The organism is Tenacibaculum piscium (assembly GCF_021390755.1).
GTDB lineage: Bacteria > Bacteroidota > Bacteroidia > Flavobacteriales > Flavobacteriaceae > Polaribacter > Polaribacter piscius.
Genome location: NZ_JAJGWR010000002.1, coordinates 78,110 through 96,711, shown reverse-complemented (window position 1 = coordinate 96,711; position 18,602 = coordinate 78,110). Strand labels below are relative to the sequence as shown.

The 18,602-nt window shown below is 32.1% G+C and carries 20 protein-coding genes; 11 read left to right on the top strand and 9 right to left on the bottom strand.

The window, feature by feature from the left end:
• Positions 1-255: 255 nt before the first annotated feature.
• Positions 256-843, bottom strand: a complete 588-nt coding sequence (locus tag L0U72_RS04445) for a riboflavin synthase (protein ID WP_101917780.1) — start codon at positions 841-843, stop codon at positions 256-258.
• A gap of 97 nt (positions 844-940) precedes the next feature.
• Between L0U72_RS04445 and pdxA the strand changes: the two genes are divergently transcribed.
• The 9 genes from pdxA (at position 941) to L0U72_RS04400 (ending at position 8,212) form a co-directional block, all read left to right on the top strand.
• Positions 941-1,978, top strand: coding sequence for a 4-hydroxythreonine-4-phosphate dehydrogenase PdxA (gene pdxA, locus L0U72_RS04440; protein WP_233884611.1), 1,038 nt, complete (start codon positions 941-943; stop codon positions 1,976-1,978).
• A gap of 127 nt (positions 1,979-2,105) precedes the next feature.
• A complete protein-coding gene (locus L0U72_RS04435) occupies positions 2,106-2,642 on the top strand; it encodes a YceD family protein (protein ID WP_193700362.1) in 537 nt (178 codons plus the stop codon).
• Between the two features lie 6 nt (positions 2,643-2,648).
• Positions 2,649-2,843 (top strand): 50S ribosomal protein L32, encoded by a 195-nt coding sequence (rpmF, locus tag L0U72_RS04430; RefSeq protein WP_101917782.1) that lies wholly within the window; start codon positions 2,649-2,651, stop codon positions 2,841-2,843.
• A 152-nt stretch (positions 2,844-2,995) separates the two neighbouring features.
• The gene (locus L0U72_RS04425; RefSeq protein WP_101917783.1) at positions 2,996-3,994 is read left to right on the top strand and encodes a beta-ketoacyl-ACP synthase III; all 999 of its coding nucleotides are present in this window, start codon (positions 2,996-2,998) and stop codon (positions 3,992-3,994) included.
• A gap of 26 nt (positions 3,995-4,020) precedes the next feature.
• Positions 4,021-4,494 carry an acetyl-CoA carboxylase biotin carboxyl carrier protein gene (gene accB / locus L0U72_RS04420; protein WP_101917784.1) on the top strand — a complete coding sequence of 158 codons (474 nt, stop codon included), beginning with the start codon at positions 4,021-4,023 and terminating at the stop codon, positions 4,492-4,494.
• Between the two features lie 62 nt (positions 4,495-4,556).
• Entirely contained in the window at positions 4,557-5,894 is a 1,338-nt protein-coding gene (accC, locus tag L0U72_RS04415) for an acetyl-CoA carboxylase biotin carboxylase subunit (protein WP_101917785.1), read from the top strand.
• Positions 5,895-5,965: 71 nt separating this feature from the next.
• Complete coding sequence (locus L0U72_RS04410; protein WP_233898520.1) at positions 5,966-7,216, top strand: 3-deoxy-D-manno-octulosonic acid transferase; 1,251 nt, start codon at positions 5,966-5,968, stop codon at positions 7,214-7,216.
• A complete protein-coding gene (locus tag L0U72_RS04405; protein ID WP_101917787.1) occupies positions 7,216-7,782 on the top strand; it encodes a YeeE/YedE family protein in 567 nt (188 codons plus the stop codon). Before L0U72_RS04410 ends, L0U72_RS04405 begins: the two co-directional genes overlap by 1 nt.
• Before the next feature lie 16 nt (positions 7,783-7,798).
• On the top strand, positions 7,799-8,212 hold the full coding sequence (locus L0U72_RS04400) for a DUF6691 family protein (RefSeq protein WP_101917788.1): 414 nt from the start codon (positions 7,799-7,801) through the stop codon (positions 8,210-8,212).
• 17 nt (positions 8,213-8,229) lie between these two features.
• Here L0U72_RS04400 and L0U72_RS04395 read toward each other — a convergent pair whose 3' ends face one another.
• From L0U72_RS04395 to L0U72_RS04365, 7 genes are all read right to left on the bottom strand, one after another.
• Positions 8,230-8,838 carry a DUF4230 domain-containing protein gene (locus tag L0U72_RS04395; RefSeq protein ID WP_101917789.1) on the bottom strand — a complete coding sequence of 203 codons (609 nt, stop codon included), beginning with the start codon at positions 8,836-8,838 and terminating at the stop codon, positions 8,230-8,232.
• Between the two features lie 53 nt (positions 8,839-8,891).
• The gene (locus L0U72_RS04390) at positions 8,892-9,467 is read right to left on the bottom strand and encodes a lipoprotein signal peptidase (RefSeq protein WP_233884616.1); all 576 of its coding nucleotides are present in this window, start codon (positions 9,465-9,467) and stop codon (positions 8,892-8,894) included.
• A gap of 68 nt (positions 9,468-9,535) precedes the next feature.
• Positions 9,536-10,459: a PorP/SprF family type IX secretion system membrane protein gene (locus L0U72_RS04385; RefSeq protein ID WP_233884617.1), complete on the bottom strand. Its 924-nt coding sequence runs from the start codon at positions 10,457-10,459 to the stop codon at positions 9,536-9,538.
• Positions 10,460-10,504: 45 nt separating this feature from the next.
• Complete coding sequence (locus L0U72_RS04380; protein WP_233898519.1) at positions 10,505-11,932, bottom strand: gliding motility-associated C-terminal domain-containing protein; 1,428 nt, start codon at positions 11,930-11,932, stop codon at positions 10,505-10,507.
• A gap of 130 nt (positions 11,933-12,062) precedes the next feature.
• The gene (locus L0U72_RS04375; protein ID WP_101917793.1) at positions 12,063-12,440 is read right to left on the bottom strand and encodes a TraR/DksA family transcriptional regulator; all 378 of its coding nucleotides are present in this window, start codon (positions 12,438-12,440) and stop codon (positions 12,063-12,065) included.
• A 3-nt stretch (positions 12,441-12,443) separates the two neighbouring features.
• Positions 12,444-15,842: an isoleucine--tRNA ligase gene (ileS, locus tag L0U72_RS04370; protein ID WP_233898518.1), complete on the bottom strand. Its 3,399-nt coding sequence runs from the start codon at positions 15,840-15,842 to the stop codon at positions 12,444-12,446.
• 71 nt (positions 15,843-15,913) lie between these two features.
• A complete protein-coding gene (locus L0U72_RS04365) occupies positions 15,914-16,678 on the bottom strand; it encodes a TerB family tellurite resistance protein (protein ID WP_233884631.1) in 765 nt (254 codons plus the stop codon).
• A 332-nt stretch (positions 16,679-17,010) separates the two neighbouring features.
• On the opposite strand from L0U72_RS04365, the gene L0U72_RS04360 reads away from it, so the two are divergent.
• Positions 17,011-17,421, top strand: coding sequence for a BrxA/BrxB family bacilliredoxin (locus L0U72_RS04360; RefSeq protein WP_101917796.1), 411 nt, complete (start codon positions 17,011-17,013; stop codon positions 17,419-17,421).
• A 75-nt stretch (positions 17,422-17,496) separates the two neighbouring features.
• Here the strand turns inward: L0U72_RS04360 and L0U72_RS04355 are convergent, their stop codons facing one another.
• The gene (locus tag L0U72_RS04355) at positions 17,497-17,934 is read right to left on the bottom strand and encodes a LexA family protein (protein ID WP_233861088.1); all 438 of its coding nucleotides are present in this window, start codon (positions 17,932-17,934) and stop codon (positions 17,497-17,499) included.
• Between the two features lie 199 nt (positions 17,935-18,133).
• Here L0U72_RS04355 and L0U72_RS04350 point away from each other — a divergent pair, with 199 nt between their 5' ends.
• A complete protein-coding gene (locus tag L0U72_RS04350; protein WP_101917798.1) occupies positions 18,134-18,595 on the top strand; it encodes an Lrp/AsnC ligand binding domain-containing protein in 462 nt (153 codons plus the stop codon).
• Positions 18,596-18,602: the final 7 nt, after the last annotated feature.

Here is an 18,602-nt window from a genome sequence, read left to right as displayed (position 1 = left end):
TGAAATTTATCAATATAAAAGAATTGAAATTCTCGATACAATTTTAATTCCTTTTAGTCATTAAAATCACTCGAATTGACAAGAATCATCAAAAAAAGCTAAAAAACACAGAAAATCAGGATGTGAAACTGAAATAAATTCAGTTTGACGGATTCGATTCCTTATTTTTCTGTTATATATTTTTTTCAGATGAAATTTAAACAGGCTCTTAATTGAATATGAGGTTTTCTATTTTATTATCCTTTTAAAAATATCCTAATTAAACTGTGTCAAACGTGCTACATATTTACCGATTACATCAAATTCTAGGTTTACTTTTGTGCCTATTTTGAAGTTTTTAAAATTCGTATGTTCTAAAGTATACGGAATAATTGCAACACTAAATTCATCTTTTTGTGAATTTACAACGGTTAAACTTACGCCGTTTATGGTAATCGAACCTTTTTCAATAGTGATCGCACTTGCATCAAAATCATACGAAAAAGTAAAAACGGTACTTCCATTTTCATCTTTGATATTTTTACAAATTCCTGTTTTATCAACATGACCTTGCACGATATGACCATCTAAACGAGCCCCTAATTTCATAGCTCTTTCTAAGTTAATTTCATCAGCAACCGCTAAACTTCCAATTGTCGTTTTATCAAGTGTTTCTTTAATTGCCGTAACGGTATATTCCTTATTATCAATAGCAACCACCGTTAAACAAACGCCGTTATGCGCTACACTTTGGTCAATTTTTAATTCGTTGGTGATATCACTTGAAATAGTAAGGTGTAAATTCTCTTTTTCAGGTACTACTTTTGTTACAATTCCAAGGGTTTCAATTATTCCTGTAAACATTCTCTACGTTTTTAGTTACTTTTAGTTACTTTTGTTTGTATCAAAAATACAACTTTACAGACAAAAAAAACCATAAAAACACGGACGAAAAATGACGATGGATAAGACTACAAGCAAAATTATTGTTGGAATTTCAGTTGGAGATATAAACGGAATTGGTATCGAAATTATTTTAAAAACTTTTGAAGACAAACGAATGCTTGATTTTTGCACGCCCGTAATTTTCGCTTCTAATAGATTAATTTCATATCACAAGAAAAATTTAAAATTACACAATACGATATTCGGGATTAATTCGCTCGATAAAATTGCGGATACTAAAATCAATTTAATGAACTCTTGGAGCGAGGAAGTTAAAATTGAATTGGGTAAAAGTACTGAAATCGGTGGTAAATATGCGTATAAATCATTAGAAGCAGCCACGAATGCTTTAAAAAATAATCAAATTGATGTGTTGCTAACCGCACCGATTAGCAAAGAAAATATTCAATCGGAAGAATTTAACTTTCCAGGACATACCGAATATTTAGAAGAAAATTTAGAAGGAAAAAGTTTAATGATTTTAATGAGCGACACGCTAAGAGTCGGTTTAATTACGGGGCATATCCCGATTTCTAAAGTTTCAGAAAGTATTACACCAGCATTGATTAAAGAAAAAGTGGACATTATGTACCACTCTTTAAAGCAAGATTTTAGCATTACTAAACCAAAAATTGCTATTTTAGGGCTGAACCCACATTGTGGAGATCACGGAATTATAGGCGATGAAGATGACGTAATTATACGCCCAACAATTGCTGAAATTAAAGAAACAGGTAAATTAGTTTTTGGTCCGTATGCCGCCGATGGCTTTTTTGGCTCTGAAACTTACAAAAAATTTGACGGTGTTTTAGCCATGTATCACGACCAAGGATTAGCGCCTTTTAAAGCCTTATCATTTGGCAATGGTGTAAACTTTACCGCTGGATTAAATAAAGTAAGAACCTCACCAGATCACGGTACAGGTTTTGATATTGCTGGTAAAAACAACGCAAACCCATCATCATTCAAAGAAGCTTTATTTACCTCATTACAAATATTTAAGAGCAGAAAACAATATGAAACGCTAACAGAAAATACGCTAAAAACACGCTAAAAATTATTTTATTTGAAGATCAAATGAACCTCAAAATAAGATAAAAGTAAAATAGTATTTTTTTTTCGGTAAAATATAAAAATATAAACATTTTTTATATCTTTGCAAGCTCAAATTGATCTTATAGATGAAAGACATAAAAGAATTCAATATACCTTTTGTAGGTTTGAAAGAAGGAAGTCATTTGTTTACCTATCAAATTGACAAAAAGTTCTTTGAAGCATTTAAGTTTGATGAATTTAACGACGCAAACATAACCGCTACGCTCAATTTTGTAAAAAAAAGTACACTTTTTGAACTTGAATTTACAATAAATGGAACGGTAAACGTACCTTGTGATAGCACTGGCGAGCTATTTGATTTAAAAATTGATGGTGTTTTAGATTTAGTCGTTCAATTCGGGCAAGAATATAATGATGAACACGATGAAATTTTGATACTTCCACATGAAATGTATCAAATGAATGTCGCACAATATATATATGAGTTAATCGTATTGTCAGTTCCTAACAGAAGAGTACATCCTGATGTATTAAATGGAACTATGAAATCGGAAGCTTTAGAGAGATTAAACAAATTAAGAATACGAGAACCAAAAAATGTTGAACAAACTTCAACAGACCCAAGATGGGATAAATTAAAGGATTTACTAACAGATAAATAAAACATAATGGCACATCCAAAGAGAAAAATATCGAAAACTAGAAGAGATAAAAGAAGAACTCATTATAAAGCTTCTGTACCTCAAATAGCTGTTGATCCTACAACTGGAGAAGCTCATTTATACCACAGAGCTCACTGGCATGAAGGAAAATTATATTACAGAGGTCAAGTTGTTTTAGAAAAAGCAGGTCTTGAAGCTTAAAAAAGTAGTTTTTACAAAATAAAAAAACCCTCCTTTCGAGGGTTTTTTTGTGCTTTTTTGTGAAAAAAAGCTATTTTAGATGTTTTATCTTAAAAAGTGTCAACTATTTTTCATTACTTTTGAAAACTAGTTTTACATCAAAACAAACAATTATGACTAAAATAACTGCAGCGATTTCCGCAGTAGGAAAATTTGTTCCTAAATACGCCTTAACAAATAAGGAACTTGAATCAATGGTAGATACCAATGATGAATGGATTACTACTAGAACAGGTATCAAAGAACGAAGAATACTCAAAAAAGAAGAAGGCGTAGGAACTTCTTACATGGCAATTAAAGCGGCACAAAATTTACTAGAAAAATCAAATATCGATCCGAAAGAAATTGACTTGGTTATTGTAGCAACCGCAACTCCTGACATGTTAGTTGCCTCTACCGCAGCATATACTGCTACCGAAATAGGAGCTGTAAACGCTTTTTCTTATGATTTACAAGCCGCTTGTTCTAGCTTTTTATTCGGAATGTCTACCGCTGCAAGCTATATAGAAAGTGGTCGTTACAAAAAAGTATTGTTAATCGGTGCCGATAAAATGTCATCAGTAATCGATTATACTGATAGAGCAACCTGTATTATTTTTGGTGATGGCGCTGGTGCAGCATTATTTGAACCAAATACAGAAGGACTAGGATTACAAGACGAATATTTAAGAAGTGACGGAATTGGAAGAAATTTCTTGAAAATTCACGCAGGAGGTTCTATTACTCCAGCATCCGAAGAAAGCATTAAAAATGGACAACATTTTATAACTCAAGAAGGTAGAACCGTATTCAAATACGCCGTTTCTAGCATGGCAGATGTTTCTGAAAAAATGCTTACCAGAAATAATCTTACTAAAGATGATGTCGATTGGTTAGTACCACATCAAGCAAATAACAGAATTATTGAAGCAACCGCAAATAGAGTCGGTTTAGATGCTGAAAAAGTAATGGTAAATATCCATAAATATGGAAATACCACTTCAGCGACCCTACCCCTATTGCTTGCTGATTATGAAAAAGATCTGAAAAAAGGAAATAATTTAATTTTTGCCGCATTCGGTGGAGGCTTCACATGGGGAGCTATCTATTTAAAATGGGCATACAATTCATAAAAAACCAAACAACTAAAATTAGGAATATGGATATTAAAGAAATTCAAAGTCTTATAAAATTTGTAGCTAAATCTGGCGCTAGTGAAGTAAAGTTAGAAATGGAAGATATCAAAATCACCATTAAAACTGGAAGCGAAACTCCTGAAACTACTATTATTCAGGCTGCACCACAAATGGGTATCGCACCACAAATGCAAGCACCTTTTACTGCAGCTGCACCTGCCAATAATATGCCAACTACCGAAGAAGTAGATGCAAAATACATTACTGTTAAGTCGCCAATTATTGGAACTTTTTATAGAAAACCATCACCAGATAAACCAAACTTCGCAGAAGTTGGTACCGAAATAAAAGTAGGTGATACTGTTTGTGTTATTGAAGCAATGAAATTATTTAATGAAATTGAATCTGAAATTTCAGGTAAAATCATTAAAGTATTAGTAGATGATTCTACACCTGTAGAATTTGATCAACCATTATTTTTAGTCGATCCATCTTAATTTACATATAACTCCAAATAATAAAAAATTTATTATTTGGAGTTTTAAAATTTTTAGAACGTATGTTTAAAAAGATATTAATTGCCAATAGAGGAGAAATTGCACTACGTGTAATTAGAACCTGTAAAGAAATGGGCATCAAAACTGTAGCTGTTTATTCAAAAGCTGATGCCGAAAGTTTACATGTAAGATTTGCTGATGAAGCCGTTTGTATAGGACCAGCCGCTAGTAGCGAATCTTACTTGAAAATGGATCGTATTATTGCTGCCGCAGAAATTACCAACGCAGACGCCATTCATCCAGGATATGGGTTTTTATCAGAAAATGCTAAATTCTCTAAACTTTGTGAAGAACATGATGTAAAATTCATTGGTGCTTCTCCCGAAATGATTGACAGAATGGGTGATAAAGCCAATGCTAAATCAACCATGATTGCTGCCGGTGTACCTTGTGTACCTGGAAGTGAAGGTGTTATTGAAAATTTTGAAGATTGTGAAAAAACGGCCTTAGAAACTGGGTATCCTGTAATGTTAAAAGCATCTGCAGGTGGTGGTGGAAAAGGAATGCGTGCTGTTTGGAAAGCGGAAGATTTAAAAGATGCGTGGGATTCTGCACGTCAAGAATCAAAAGCTGCCTTTGGTAATGATGATATGTATATGGAAAAGCTTATTGAAGAGCCTCGCCATATCGAAATTCAAATTATTGGAGATTCTTACGGAAAAGCATGTCATTTATCTGAAAGAGATTGTTCGGTACAACGTCGTCATCAAAAATTAACCGAAGAAACTCCTTCGCCGTTTATGACCGATGATTTACGTGATAAAATGGGAAAAGCTGCTGTAAAAGCTGCTGAATTTATTAAGTACGAAGGTGCTGGAACAGTAGAGTTTTTAGTTGATAAACATCGTAATTTCTTCTTTATGGAGATGAACACGCGTATTCAAGTAGAACACCCTATTACTGAAGAAGTTGTTAATTACGATTTAATTCGTGAACAAATTTTAGTGGCAGCAGGAGTGCCAATTTCTGGTAAAAATTACTATCCTCAATTACACTCTATCGAATGTAGAATTAATGCAGAAGATCCTTATAATGGATTTAGACCTGCACCTGGAAAAATAACCTCATATCATGCCCCAGGAGGTCATGGAGTTCGTATTGATACGCACGTGTATGCAGGATATATGATTCCACCAAACTACGATTCAATGATTTCAAAATTGATTGTTACCGCACAAACTCGTGAAGAAGCAATCAATAAAATGAAACGTGCCTTAGATGAATACATTATCGAAGGCGTAAAAACAACCATTCCTTTTCATAGACAATTAATGGATCATCCTGATTATATTGCGGGTAATTACACCACAAAATTTATGGAAGATTTTAAAATGAAATAATAAAACATCAACATAAATACATAAAAATCAGTGGGGAAACTCACTGATTTTTTATTTCATAAATTTGCCCTATGAATTTTCTTTATAATTTATTGCTTTTTGTAGCATCGTTATTATTGCCTATTGTTGCGTTATTCAATAAAAAAATAAAACTTTTTGTTGATGGACGAAAACAAACATTTTCTAAATTAGAAAACATCCAACAATCAGATAAGATTATTTGGTTTCACGCCGCTTCTCTAGGCGAATTTGAACAAGGAAGACCCATTATTGAAGCCTTAAAAGAAGACTATAAAAATCATAAAATAGTGGTTACTTTTTTTTCTCCTTCGGGATATGAAATCAGAAAAAATTATAATTTAGCCGATGTTGTTTGTTATTTACCTTTTGATACAAAATCGAATGTTAAAAAATTTATTGATAAAATACATCCAGAAATAGCCATTATTATAAAATATGAGTTTTGGCCAAATCTTTTATCCGAAGTAAAAAAACAACAAATTAATACCATTTTAATTTCAGGAATCTTTAGAGAAAAACAAGTATTTTTTAAAAGATACGGCAGTTTTATGCGTGATAAATTAACAGCCTTTCATCATTTTTATCTTCAAAATGAAAGCTCTAAAGAACTACTTTCAAGCATCGGTTTTAAAAATACAACCATCGCTGGAGATACCCGATTCGATAGAGTTCACGATATTTTAAAACAAGATAATTCACTTGATTTTATCGCTGATTTTAAAAATGATACTTATACCCTAGTTGCAGGAAGTACTTGGAAAGAAGACGAAAAACTGTTAGTAAATTATATAAATAATCAGGCTTCTTCTGATGAAAAATTTATCATCGCACCGCATAATATCAATCAAAATCAAATAAAAGAATTACAAAAATCAATCTATAAAAAAACGGTTTTATATTCCGAAAAAGACCACAAAAAATACGCAGGAAATTTAGCAGAAAATCAAGTTTTTATTATTGATACTATCGGTTTATTGACCAAAATTTATTCTTATGCTGATGTTGCTTACGTTGGCGGTGGATTGGCTACAGGACTTCATAATATTTTAGAACCTGCCACTTTTGGTGTGCCTATTATTTTTGGCGGAAATAAATACAAAAAGTTTCAAGAAGCAACGGATTTATTACAATTAGGAGGCGTTAAAACAGTCGTTAATCAGCAAGAATTTACCAATATTGTAAGTACTTTAAAAAATAATGCCGATTTAAGAACTACCTTTGCAAATATCAATCAGCAATATATTTTGGAGCATACGGGTGCTACCAAAAAAATACTCGATTACATCAAAAAAACCTTATAATGAATATTATTTTACAACCTTGGACTTGGTATATTTCAGGTCCTTTAATCGCTTTGGTACTGTTTTTATTTTTTTATTTTGGGAAAAGTTTTGGCGTATCTAGAAACTTAGAAACCATGTGTACGATTGCTGGTGCAGGAAAAATTTCCGATTATTTTAAAAAAGATTGGAAACAACGTGACTGGGCACTTACTTTTTTAGTCGGATTAATTATTGGTGGTTTTATCGCGATTAATTATTTATCCGCAGAAAAAAGTATCGATTTAAACCCAAAAACCGTACAAGAATTAGCCGATTTAGGCTTTGTAAATGCTGGGAATTCGTTTGTTCCTTCAGAAATTTTTAGCCTTGAAAATATGCTAACTTTTAAAGGATTTTCAATCTTATTAATCGCTGGAGTTTTCATTGGATTTGGAACTCGGTACGCTGGTGGATGTACTTCTGGACATGCAATTACAGGTTTAAGCAGTTTACAATTACCCTCATTAGTTGCCGTTATCGGATTTTTTATAGGCGGTTTATTAATGACTTGGGTATTTTTTCCGTTAATTTTTGGAAGTTTATAAATCTTAAAAAAACATCATGAAAAATATAAAATTTTTGCTAATCGGTATTTTATTTGGAATAATAATGACAAAATCCGAAGCTATTTCTTGGTACAGAATCTATGAAATGTTTAAGTTTCAATCCTTCCATATGTACGGAATTATCGGTTCGGCAGTGGCAGTTTCTATGATTTTTATGTATTTCTTCAAAAAAGGAACAATTAAAGATTATTTAGGAAATCAAATAAATATAGAACAAAAGAAAAAAGGAATGATAAGAACCCTTGTTGGTGGGACAATTTTTGGCTTAGGTTGGGCGTTAGCTGGCGCGTGTCCTGGTCCTATTTTTGTACTTATTGGACACGGAATATTCCCTATTATTGTAGTCTTATTCGGAGCTGTTTTAGGCGCTTTTATCTATGGATTATTAAGTGATAAATTACCGAATTAATTTTTTGTTTTTTAAATTTAATTTTCAAATAACGTATTGTTTGATGTTTTTGAGTTCGTTTTATCGACCACTTTCCACTGATAAATTTTAGATAATTGATAGATTTTTGATAACTCTTCAAATAATCTATCTTTTGCTTTTTTCTCTAACTCCGAAACCGTAATTGTTGTTTTGATATTCTCAATTGCTTTGGCACTCAGGTTATTCAATTCTTCCTTTGAAAAAGTATTAAATTGACTTTGTTGCATATCAAAATATTTGATATCAGGAGAAATAACCAATTCTTGTTTTGGTATTTTATGGATGATAATTTGCTTTGCAAGACTGTCTATTTCGATGTCTAATTTTGATAAATCATACCCAACCTCCACTTTTGCATTTACCGATAGAATTGCTTTTTTTTCAAAAGAAAGATAGTCGTAAAAATATTTTTTGGTATCTGAAAAATGATACATTTCAGAAAAAGTTCCTTGTGAAACTACTAATTTACGTATGTTTTGAATACTGTTTAAAACGACTTGAACTTCTTCATGTTGCTGTTTTTCTTCTTGTTTTTTCTCGTACCAAAGTTTAGCAACCAAAAAACCGAGTAAAAAAACAGCCAAATATTTAAAGAAACGCATCATCTTTTTTTATTATATTTTCCTATAAATATATAACAAATAGTCTAATTTCACGCTTATTTTTCTTCTTTAGGAAACGCTTCTTTATTAAATAAAAATAACAACGCAACGCCAATACTAATCCACGCATCGGCACCGTTAAAAATAGCATTGAAAAAAGTAAAATTCTCACCTTGATACATCGGAAAATAAAGCATATCCACTACTTTACCATGAAACAATTCACCATACGGTTTATCAGAAAATAACGTGGCTACATTATGATATGAACTATCAAAAATAACTCCATAAAAAACAGAATCAATAATATTCCCTACTGCTCCTGCCAAAATTAAGGCAATCGCAATGATAACTGCTGTATGTGTTTTTCGCTGTATTGTTTGCCACAACCAATATCCAATACCAGAAACCGCAACAACTCTAAAAAGCGTTAAAAATAATTTCCCTGCCTTACCACCAAATTCAAAACCCCAAGCCATACCATTATTTTCAGTAAAATGGATTTTAAACCAATCACTAAAAACAACTACTTCCTCCCCTAATTGAAAGTTTGTTTTGATATATATTTTACTAATTTGGTCAATTAAAATTGCCAAAATGATGGTCAGTATTGCAATATTTTTTTTAGACATTTTTTAAATTTAATAGCAACAAAAATAAGCATATTATCAGCTAATTAACAAGCTTTATTCATTTTGCTTTAAAAGAAACGGTCATAATAACAGCGATTTCCTCTTGTTTTTTTTAAGTTGTACAATATAAAAAACTCATGAGATCCATTACTTAAACTGCCTAAACTATTAAACATTTTACCGTAAGAGTATCCTAAAGCTACGTTTTCTGAAACACTAATTTTAACTAGGGCATTTAACGTATTACTAAAATTATAACCTACACCTAGTTCGAACTTTTGATTAATTAGCACATTTGTTGCCACATCAATAGACGGTGCTGAATTTTGCAAATAAGTAACTAAAATAGATGGTTTTACTTTTAAATCAGCATGAACTTCATATACATAGCCTGCAGTTCCATAGTAATGATTTTCTAAACTACTGTTACTTTGTAAAGTATTGTCATAAAGTTTACTTTTAATTAAATTAGGACTTGATATACCGACATAAAATTTCTTAGAAAACAAAAATACCCCTGCACCAAAAACAAAATCAATCATACTAACATTTTCCTTAAATAAAGGGTCGGTACTTGCTAAACCTGATGCTAATGTTAAGTTATTAAAAACTCCGTTATAAGATGAAAACCCTGTTTTTACTCCTGTAGAAAGGCTTATATCTTTTTTCAATCTAACAACATACGATAAATCAACAGTTGCATTAACCGTTTGTATGTCGTTTCCGATATTATCATATAAAATAGAAAATCCTCCTTCTAAATTTTTATTTAAGGCTCCATGCCCAAAAAGAAGTCCTGTTTTAGGGGAACCTGTTATTCCGCTCCATTGATTTCGGTAAAAAGCACCAAATTCAACAACGCTTTTATCAACATTCGAATATGCTGGGTTTAACATACTTAAATTATACATGTAATGTGAAAATTGAGGTCGCTGTTGTGCCATAGCAAAACTTGCCCAACAGAATATTATGAAAAATAATTTCTTAGTCATGGTTTGTCGTAAAGTTGTATTGAAATTATATTGAAGTTCTAGTACTTATTTTCGTAAATGTATGCGTCCTTGCAATAATTCACTATCAGGTTCATTAAGTTCTATTCGATAAAAATAAACTCCACTAGGTAATGTGTTTCCTTTGGTATCGGTACCATCCCAAGGGCTTGAATTTATAGTTCCTTTAAAAACTAGATATCCATATCTATTAAATATCTCTAAACTATGGTTTAAATAGATGTCTAAATTTTTAATACTAAAAGTATCATTTATACCATCGTTATTTGGTGAAAAACCATCAGGTATTGTTATGGGTTTTATCAGTAAAGCTACCAATAATTTAGCTTTTGATATATTGGGTTTCGCACAAATATTAGCCTTAGGACTTACAAGTACACTGTATAAATTCCCTGAAAAACTTGGCACTACATTTGCTATTGATAAATGAGTTGTATTGGTTCCTGAATAGGTTAAATCATCTGTTAAAGTATTCCATGAACTGCCATTATCTTCACTTACTTGCCATTGAATATTCACTTGATTGATATTCGTTACAAAGCTAAAACTTGCGGTTTCACCAATTTTAACACTAGTGTTTTTAAGTTTTTTATTAAAAACAATAACAGGTACATCTTGCAGATAATCATTAACATTATTATTATCTAAATTAGCAGGTTTTGTATAACCATCGGATGCAGATGTTACCAAACCATTGGCATCTTCTACGGGTGTTCCTGTTCCTAAAACACCGTCATTATCGGGGTCTGAAAAACCTGCTTCAAGAACATCAAAACAACCATCGCCATCAGAATCTAAATCTAAATTATTTGGTATTCCATCACCATCTGTATCTCTACAAGGTGGGCTTGAAAGCACGATAATTTGAACATCATCAATTAAATTACCAATAGATTTATCATTCCCTGTACTTGATATCGATTTAAAAGCAAATATCGTTTCTGTTTGATTTGAAGGCACTGTATATTCACCACCATAAGTACCCCAAGCTGATTTACCGTCGGACATGGTTTCTTGTAGTATTAAAGTACTTAATGAAGCACCTATTTTAACAGCTGCAACATCTGTACCCATTCTACCTCTATGTTTAACAGACCAAGATACTTTAGTACCTGGAGTTAAACATAATTTTTGAAATAATGTTGATTCTTCATTAGCATTTAACTCAGCAAATTGATTTCCTTCTGCAGCATTTACGCCTTCCAGAGGACCACGCCAAATTTCAATAAAATTATCTGAAGCAGTTGTTTCCCAACCAGGAACCTGATTTTCTTTAATAAAATTGTAGGTAGATACTGATTTAGCAGGATTCTCAAAACTACCATTTATAATTGGTTGAGCACAAATAGTAAATCCACATTCTTCGGAATCTAAAATACCATCGTTATCGGAATCTAAATCTGTTTGGCTAAAGCTATTGCTTGTAATACATAAGCATGCTAATATAAAAGGCATATAAATAAAATTTATAGCACTTTTAATCTTCTGTTTTTTTGGGGGCATTATTTTAATAAAATATTTAATTAAAAAAGCTGTTTAATACCAGAACAGCACTAAACAGCTTTTTCTATTATAATTGTAGTACTTATTGTTTGCGTTTTGCATCAATACTTAAAGTAGCGTGCGGCACTAACTTTAAGCGTTCTTTTTGAATTAATTTCCCTGTAACTCTACAGATACCGTATGTTTTATTTTGAATACGAATTAAAGCATTTTTCAAATCGCGAAGAAACTTTTCTTGACGGATTGCCAATTGCATATTTGCTTCTTTTGCCATGGTATCCGATCCTTCTTCAAATGATTTAAAAGTCGGAGAAGTATCTTCTGTACCATTGTCAGAACCATTTTTGTAAGAAGATTCTATCAATAATAAATCTTCTTCAGCATGCTTAATTTTTTTTAAAATAATTTCTTTAAACTCCTGTAAATCTACATCAGAGTATCTTACATTAATGTCATCCATAACTTATGCTTTTTCAATTAATATGCTACTTTTTATGGTATCAAACTCAATTTCTGTACCACCGCTTAACTCATCGACAAAAACCAATTCATTCGTTAATGTTTCTGCCTTTATATAATTTTCATTTGCTGTTACAGATTCTTGTAAATCAGCTGTTTTTAAAATCGTTAATTTAATTTTATCGGTAACTTCTAAACCTGTTTCTTTACGTCCGTTTTGAATTCTGTTGATTAACTCTCTAGCAACTCCTTCTTTACGTAACTCTTCATTAATAGTAACATCTAACGCTACGGTTAAACCTTCTGCATTTGCCACTAACCAACCTTCGATATCTTTCGATGAAATTTCTACATCCGCAGTTTCTAAGGTGATATTTTTACCATTAACTTCTACTGAAAGACTTCCTTCTTTTTCAATTTTGATGATATCATCTTGGGTAAATTGTTTAATTTTCCCCGCAACTAACTTCATGTCTTTACCGAACTTTGGTCCAAGTGCTTTAAAGTTTGGTTTAATTTGCTTCACTAAAATATCAGAAGCATCATCTAAAAGTTCAATTTCTTTCACATTTACTTCCGATTTTATTAAATCGGCAACGGCTAAAATTGCTGCTTTTTGAGTCGCATCTGAAACAGGAATCATTATTTTTTGTAATGGCTGACGTACTTTAATTTTTTCTTTTGCTCTTAATGATAAAACTAAAGAAGAAATCGTTTGTGCGTTTTCCATTTGACGCTCTAATGATTTATCAATTAAAGCCTCATTACAAACAGGAAATTCTGCTAAATGTACACTTTCAAAACCTTCACTATTTGTCGTGCTTATTAAATCTTTATATAATTTATCCATAAAGAAAGGCGCTACTGGCGATGCCAATTTAGCCACCGTAAGCATACACGTATATAAAGTTTGATATGCCGATATTTTATCTTGTACATATTCGCCTTTCCAAAAACGTCTTCTACATAAGCGAACATACCAGTTACTTAAATGATCTTGTACGAAATCAGAAATTGCTCTAGTTGCTTTTGTTGGTTCATATTCAGCATAAAATACATCTACTTTTTGAACAAGCGTATTTAATTCTGATAAAACCCAACGATCAATTTCTGGTCTTTCATTTAATGGAACCTCAGCTTCACTATAATTGAAGTTATCTAAATTAGCGTATAAACTAAAAAACGAATACGTATTATAAAGTGTTCCAAAGAATTTTCTACTTACTTCGGTAATTCCATCTAAATCAAACTTTAAATTATCCCAAGGATTTGCGTTTGAAATCATGTACCAACGTGTAGCATCAGGACCATATTTATCTAAGGTAGTAAATGGGTCAACACCATTTCCTAAACGTTTCGACATTTTTTGTCCGTTTTTATCTAACACTAATCCGTTAGAAACTACATTTTTATAGGCTTTATCATCAAAAACCATAGTAGCAATAGCGTGTAAAGTATAAAACCATCCACGAGTTTGATCCACTCCTTCGGCGATAAAATCGGCAGTTTTCCAGCCATCTTCTACCAATGTTTTATTTTCAAAAGGATAATGCCATTGTGCATACGGCATAGAACCTGAATCGAACCAAACATCAATCAAATCAGATTCACGTTGCATTGGCTCACCTGAAGCTGATACCAAGGTAATTTTATCAACTACATTTTTATGTAAATCAACGGTATCATAATTCTCATCAGACATATCTCCTGATACAAAATCAGCAAAAATATCTTCGGTCATTACGCCTGCTTTTACAGCAAGTGCCATTTCTTCTTTTAATTCAGCTACAGAACCTACTATTTTGGTTTCCTTACCATCTTCGGTTCTCCAAACAGGCAACGGAATTCCCCAAAAACGAGAACGAGATAAATTCCAATCATTGGCATTTTTCAACCAATTTCCAAAACGACCTGTTCCTGTTGATTCAGGTTTCCAGTTAATCTCTTCGTTTAAAGAATGCATACGGTCTTTAACTTCCGTTACTTTAATAAACCAAGAATCTAACGGATAATATAAAATAGGCTTATCAGTTCTCCAACAATGTGGATAACTGTGCACATATTTTTCAACCTTAAAGGCTTTATTTTCTTCTTTTAATTTGATGGCAATTTCTACATCTACCGAACGCTCAGGAGCTTCGCCATCAGCATAATATTCATTTTTAACATATTTCCCTGCAAATTCACCCATTTCTTTGGTAAATTTACCTTGTAAATCAACTAAAGGAACTAAGTTATCATTTTCATCTTTAACCAACATTGGTGGCACGCCTGCATCTTTACAAACTAAAGCATCATCTGCTCCAAAAGTTGGCGCTGTATGTACGATTCCTGTACCATCTTCTGTAGTTACAAAATCTCCAGAAATTACTCTAAAAGCTTCTTCAGGATTATCGTGTGGTAATGCATAAGGTAATAATTGCTCATATTTAGTACCTACTAAATCAGCACCTTTACATTCTGCAATTACTAAATAAGGTATTTGTTTATCTTCTGATGTATACGTTGCTAAATCAGCTTCGTTTTCAACAGCTTTAAACTTTTTCCCTGCAAATTGTTTTGCAAGTAAAGGTTTTCCTAAAACTACTTGAGTAGGCTCAAAAGTATATTGATTGAATGTTTTTACTAAAACATACTCAATTTTATTTCCAACGGTTAATGCAGTATTACTTGGCAGTGTCCAAGGAGTTGTTGTCCAAGCTAAAATATGAACATCGTTTCCGTTTTGTAAAACACTAGGCAGCGTTTCAGTAATTGCTTTAAATTGAGCAACTACAGTTGTATCAGTAACATCTTGATATGCTCCTGGTTGATTTACTTCATGAGAACTTAAACCCGTTCCTGCTTTTGGTGAATATGGCTGAATTGTATATCCTTTATACATCAAATCTTTATTATAGATTTGCTTTAACAACCACCAAACAGTTTCCATGTATTTTGGTTTATAAGTTACATACGGATCTTCCATATCTACCCAATATCCCATTTTTTCGGTAAGCGTATTCCAAATATCAGTATATTTCATTACTGCTTTTTTACAAGCAATATTGTATTCTTCTATCGTAATTTTAGTTCCGATATCTTCTTTGGTAATACCTAATTCTTTTTCAACACCTAATTCAACAGGTAAACCATGGGTATCCCAACCAGCTTTACGCTTTACTTGAAATCCTTTTAAGGTTTTATAACGGCAAAAAATATCTTTAATGGTACGTCCCATTGCATGATGAATCCCAGGTAAACCATTTGCCGAAGGAGGTCCTTCGAAAAAGATAAACGGTTTATTATCATCACGCGTAGTTATACTTTTTTCAAAAATGTTGTTTTCTTTCCAATAATCTAGGATTTCATCTGCAACATTTGGCAAGTTAAGCCCTTTGTATTCAGTAAACTTCGTACTCATTTTTTCTTTATATTTATTGATTTCGCGAAATTACGTATTTTCTTGTAATTGTAGTAATTATGCACTTCTTTTTAAGAAAGTCCTCTTTCTTTTTTTATCTGTTCATAAGCACCTTGAATTTGCTGAAATTTCTGATTTGCGCCTTGTTTGTGTTCTTCTCCTAATCCTTGTAATTTGTCGGGATGATATTTCTTAGCCATTTTTCGGTAGGCTTTTTTAAGTTCGTTATCGGTGGCTTGTTTCGTAATTTCTAAGATTTTATAGGCGCTATCAACTTCTTCATAGAACATTGCTTTTATGGATGTATAATCATGATTATTGATATATAAATACCCTGCAATTTTCTTTATTTCTTGTTCTTCAAGTGCTGTTACTTGCCCATCAGCTTTGGCGATTCCGAATAAAAAGTGTAGCAATTGTAAACGAGAGGAGTGCGTCATGTGTTGACGGATTTGCATACAAACTTGTCGTGTTGAAATTTCTTTTTTAATGATGCCACTAAACAATTTAAAGGCATGATTTGCGCGTTCTTTCCCGTACATTTCTACAAAATGCAGGCGTACGAAATCGAGTTCACGTTGATCGATTTTCCCATCGGCTTTAATAACTACGGAAGCTAAGATCAGTAATGTTATTTCAAAGTCGCCAGAAGTGGCTTGCATTCTTTCTTTATTTTTTTCTTGTGTATTTTGTTGATATTCTTTTTGTTCATTGCTAAAATCGCTGAAAGAAACGCCATCAATAAAACTTCCTACGGCATATCCGATAATAGCTCCAATAGGTCCTCCCATTGTAAATCCGACTCCTGCTCCGAGCCATTTTGCAAACTTTCCCATTTTATTTTTATTTTTTTTTAAAGATGTAAATATACTATTAATCTTATTTTTAAGTAATTATTTCTTTTTTTAAAACGAAAAGCTATTTTAGAGTTATTTTGAAGCTATTTCCCGCTTTGCGCACTCGCTCTTTTTTTTGAAGAAAAATCAAAAAAAAGGAGCTCAAACAATTGCTTCAATCGGGGCTAGGTCTATTTATTAAGTTTTGAGTATTTTCTTAAATCTTGTTTTTTTATTAAAATGGCGAGTTTCATTCTAGATATGCTTTTTTGGAGTTTGATTCTTGTTTTTAAATAAAGTATCTTTGCAGAGAACCATTTAACACAAAAAATATGTACCCAGAAGAATTAGTAAAACCGATGCGTGATCAATTAATCGACGCTGGTTTTGACGCATTATATACCGCTGAAGATGTTGATAAAGCATTAGCAAAACAAGGAACAACTTTAGTAATGGTAAACTCTGTTTGTGGTTGTGCTGCAGGTACTGCAAGACCAGGAGCTATTGCCTCTTTAGGCGCTGAAAAAACACCAACAAATTTAACGACTGTATTTGCAGGTGTAGAGAAAGAATCTACGGCAAGAGCAAGAGAAATGATGATTCCTTTTCCTCCATCGTCTCCAGCGATTGCGTTATTTAAGGATGGTAATTTAGTTCATATTTTAGAGCGTCATCATATTGAAGGACATTCAGCACAAGCGATTGCACAGAATTTAGCAGCAGCTTACGATGAATTTTGCTAAACAGCATTTATAGAAAATATTTTAAATAAAATCCAGCAAATTTGCTGGATTTTATTTTATACTGATATTCTAAAATTACACTTTTTTAATAACACTTGTTACAATTCCCCAGATGATAAAATTATTTTCTTCGGTAATTTTGATTACAGGATAATCAGGATTTTCGGGTTGTAGCCAAACTTCATCTTTGGTTACTCTTAATCTTTTTACAGTAAATTCTCCATCTAAAAAACAGACAGCGATTTTATTATTTGTTGGTGTAATACTTCTATCAATTACTAATAAATCATTATCATCTAATCCTGCACCAATCATTGATTGTCCGCTAACTTTCGCAAAAAAAGTAGCCTCTTTATTTTTAATTAACTCTTCATCCAAAGAAATACGTGTTTCTTTAAAATCATCGGCAGGCGATGGAAAACCTGCTGAAATCCCCATGTCTATAAAAATGGCACCCTTACTTTTACTCATTTCCTTAGGTGCTAAAAAAGTTAATACTTTTGATGTATTCATAATTTATTTTATGATAATAATCTGATTCCTGTTTTGACTATACTTCGCCAACTACTTCTGAAGGAAATGCTAATTTAACACATTAATTTTTAATCCTTTAATTGATATGCATCAAAAAAGCAATAAAATTTAAAATAGATAATAAACATTGCATGATAAGCTCAAAAATAATCTACTGAAGTTTGCTTATTTTTGCAGTATGATTAAAAAGTTAAAAATTGATGGAATTGATAAAATTATCATCAAACGGTTGGTTGCCGATGCACGTACGCCTATTTTAAGCATTGCTCGGGAAGTTGGAATTTCAGGAGCTGCCATTCATCAGCGATTACGAAAATTAGATGCTTCCGATTTAATTGACGGCTACAAAATGGTCTTAAATCCGAAGGCTTTAGGCTATAATACGACCGCTTTTGTAGGGGTGTTTTTAGATTCTTCGAGCTTGTATTCATCAGCAATAAAAAGATTAAAAGAAATTCCTGAAGTTGTTGAAAGTCATTATACTACAGGGAATTATGCTATTTTCATCAAAATACTTTGTAAAAATAATGAAGATTTAATGCACTTATTAAACAAGGATATTCAAAATATAAAAGGCGTTTCCAGAACCGAAACCTTTATTTCTTTAGACCAACAAATAGACCGACAAATCAAAATTTAAACTTTTT